The sequence below is a fragment of the Streptomyces malachitofuscus genome (assembly GCF_055571035.1).
The window spans coordinates 114,322-117,531 of record NZ_JBVIGA010000028.1; the positions used below are offsets into that span (position 1 = coordinate 114,322).

General features: G+C 74.8%; 2 protein-coding genes. Both read left to right on the top strand.

Going from position 1 to position 3,210, the window contains the following annotated elements; genetic code table 11:
• Positions 1-402 precede the first annotated feature (402 nt).
• Positions 403-1,830 (top strand): MFS transporter, encoded by a 1,428-nt coding sequence (locus tag ACZ44S_RS32800; protein WP_466935683.1) that lies wholly within the window; start codon positions 403-405, stop codon positions 1,828-1,830.
• Positions 1,827-3,026, top strand: a complete 1,200-nt coding sequence (locus tag ACZ44S_RS32805) for an FAD-dependent monooxygenase (RefSeq protein WP_466935664.1) — start codon at positions 1,827-1,829, stop codon at positions 3,024-3,026. The genes ACZ44S_RS32800 and ACZ44S_RS32805 overlap by 4 nt, the downstream gene beginning before the upstream one ends.
• Positions 3,027-3,210: the final 184 nt, after the last annotated feature.

Below are 3,210 nucleotides of genomic sequence, written 5' to 3' on the forward strand. Positions count from 1 at the left end.
CCTCCCCTCCCCTCCCCCCCCCCCTCCCCCCCCCCCCCCCCCCCCCCCCCCCCCCCCCTCCCCCCCCCCCCCCCCCCCCCCCCCCCCCCCCCCCCCCCCCCCCCCCCCCCCCCCCCCCCCCCCCCCCCCCCCCCCCCCCGGGCCGGTTCGTAGTGCGCAGGCACCAGGGCGGGGGAGCGACTGGTCCCGAGGCACCAGGTCAGGACGGCTGCCGGGGACGATGCCCGCCGGGGGCACCGCAGGGAAGTGTGGGCAGCGCGCGGAATCCCGCGCGTTCCTCATTCCCTGTGGTGTCTGGAGTGATCAACAAGTGGCGACCTTTCCCCTCGCCTTACCCGGTACCGCGTCACGGAAGGCGCTCGACCGGCTGGGCGGGCGCCGGTGAACAAGACGAAGACGTCCGTGTCCGACGTCGTGGCCGCTCCCACCCGTCTCGGGTGGCCGGCGATCGGTGCCCTCGGCATCCTGGCCCTCGCCCTCGGCAGCCTGCAGTCGGTGGTGGAGCCCGCCCTGCCGCTGTTGCAACGTGAATGGGCGGTCGACGCGTCCGAAGGGGCGCTGATCGGCAACGCACTCCTCATCACCGGCGCGGTCGCCACACCCGTCGCGGGCAAGCTCGGCGACCGCTACGGCGGGAAGCGGGTGCTGGTCCGGCTGATGGCCGTGGTCTCGGCGGGCGGCCTGATGGCGGCTCTGGCGCCGAGCCTGCCCGTGCTGTTGCTCGGTCAGGTACTGCAGGGCGTCATGGTGGGCGCGCTGCCCCTCTCCATCATCCTGGTGCGCAAGCACCTCGCGGCAGGAGAGTCACAAGCGGTGATCGGGCTGGTCGTCGCGCTGTTCACCGGCGGCAGCATGGTGGGCATGCTGTTCGCCGGGCCGATCGCGGAAGGGCTGGCCTGGCAGTGGATGTTCGGGCTGCCGACGATCGTGGTCGTCGTGGCGACGTCGGCCGTGGCCCGGCTGGTGCCGCACGATCCGCCGGTCCCGTCGGAGCACGGGATCGACTGGCCCGGCACGGCCCTGCTCAGCGGCACGCTGCTGGTGTTCATGCTCGGGCTCGTGACGGTCACGAGGGACGGCGGCATGCCGCCGCTCGCGATCGGCGCCCTTGTGCTGGTCGTGGCCGCCCTCGCGACCGGGTGGGTCGTCGTCGAGCGCCGGGCGGTCTCGCCGATGGTCGACCTGCGCATGCTGGCGAAGCCCGTGGTCTGGCGGGCCTGTGCGCTCACGCTCGTCATCAGCGCCAGTACCGGCATGGTGCTCCTGCTCCTCCCGCAGATGTTCGCGGCCCCGGCCGACGGGTACGGCTTCGGCGCGAGTACCACCGACATCGGCCTCCTTCTGCTGCCCGGTGTCGTCGCCGGGGTGGTGAGCGATTCGGTCGGCGGGATCGCGTCTCGGCGGTTCGGCCCGCCCGCCGTGGTCGTGGTGGCCGCCGTCGTCACGGCGGCCACGATGATCGCCCTGGCCTCGCTGCACACCGCGCAGTGGCACCTCGTCCTCGCGAAGGTGCTGACCGCGTTCGCCGCGGGAGTGGCCACCACGGCGCTGCTCGCCGATACGGCCACCGCCATCGGGACCGAGGACATCGGCATCGCCACCAGCCTGCTCGTGGGCACGCGCGTGATCGGCGCCGCCCTGGGCGCCCAGGTCGCCGGCGCGATCCTCGACGCCGGGGGCGAGCCGGCGACGGGCCTGCCGGCCGAATCGGCCTTCGTCGCGGGGTTCGTCGTCGCCGGCCTCGTCGCCGCGCTGTCCCTGCTGTTCGTCCGAAGCGTCAAAGTCCGCACCACGAACGTCCGTACCACGGAAAAGGGAGCCCAGGCATGACACCCCACGGTCTCAAGCGCAAGGTCCTGATCTCCGGGGCCAGCATCGCCGGACCCGCGCTGGCGTACTGGCTGCACCGGTCCGGATGCGAGGTCACCGTGGTGGAGAAGGCGGGCGCGCTGCGCGGCGGCGGGTACCCGATCGACATCCGCGGTACCGCGCTGGAGGTGGTCCGGCGGATGGGCATACTCCCGCAACTGCGGGACGCGCACGTCGACTCGCGTCGCCTCACCTTCCTCGACGCCGACGGGGGCGAAGTGGCCTCACTCGCCCCGGCGGCCGTGGCGGGGGGTGCCGAGGGACAGGACCTCGAGGTGCGTCGCGGGGACCTGGCCGAGATCCTTCACGGGCTGGTCCGCGACGACGTGGAGTTCCTGTTCGGCGACTCCGTCGACACCCTCGACCAGTCCGGGCACGGGGTCGACGTCGTCTTCCGCAGCGGGCGGCGGCGTACGTTCGACCTGGTGGTCGGCGCCGACGGCATGCACTCGCACACCCGGGGGGCCGTGTTCGGCCCCGAGGAACGGTTCCACCACTACCTCGGGTACTGCTTCGCCCTCTTCACCATGCCGAACACCCTGGGGCTCTCCCGGGAGGTCGTGCTGTGGAACACCCCGGGGAAGGCCGGGGCCCTCTACGCCGTCGGAGGCAACGACGAGCTGCACGCCTTCCTCACCTTCCACCAGCCGCAACCGCCGGCCGGCGTCGTCCGGGACCCCGGCGCCCAACGGGACCTCATCGCCGCCACCTTCGCGGGCGCGGGGTGGGAGATCCCCCGGATGGTCGGCGCCCTGCGGGACGCGGGCGACCTGTTCTTCGACACGGTCGGTCAGATCCGCATGCCCCACTGGTCCAGCGGCCGGGTCGCGCTCGTCGGCGACGCCGCCCACGCACCGTCGTTCCTGACCGGGCAGGGCTCCAGTCTCGCGCTGGCCGGTGCCTACATGCTGGCCGGCGCGCTGGCCGAGCACCGGGACCACACGGCGGCCTTCGCCGCCTACGAGCGCCACACCCGCGCGTTCGTCACCATGAACCAGGCACTGGTCGGCCACGGAGCGGCCACGCTCTTCCCCACCACCGCCCAGGCCCTGGAGCAACGCAATACGGCGCTCCGCGGCCTGGACGCCCTGCCCACCGCCACACCCCGGCCGGCCCACACGGCCCTCACGCTGCCCGCGTTCCCTTCGCCGCAGTGATCCGGTGCGGGCAGCACAGCAGCACAACAGCACGGCGGGGGGGGGGGGGGGGGGGGGGGGGGGGGGGGGGGGGGGGGGGGGGGGGGGGGGGGGGGGGGGGGGGGGGGGGGGGGGGGGGGGGGGGGGGGGGGGGGGGGGGGGGGGGGGGGGGGGGGGGGGGGGGGGGGGGGGTGGGGGGGGGGGG

Coding starts and splice junctions, on each gene's coding strand:
- ACZ44S_RS32805 (WP_466935664.1), top strand. CDS start 1,827: ATGACACCCCACGGTCTCAAGCGCAAGGTCCTGATCTCCGGGGCCAGC.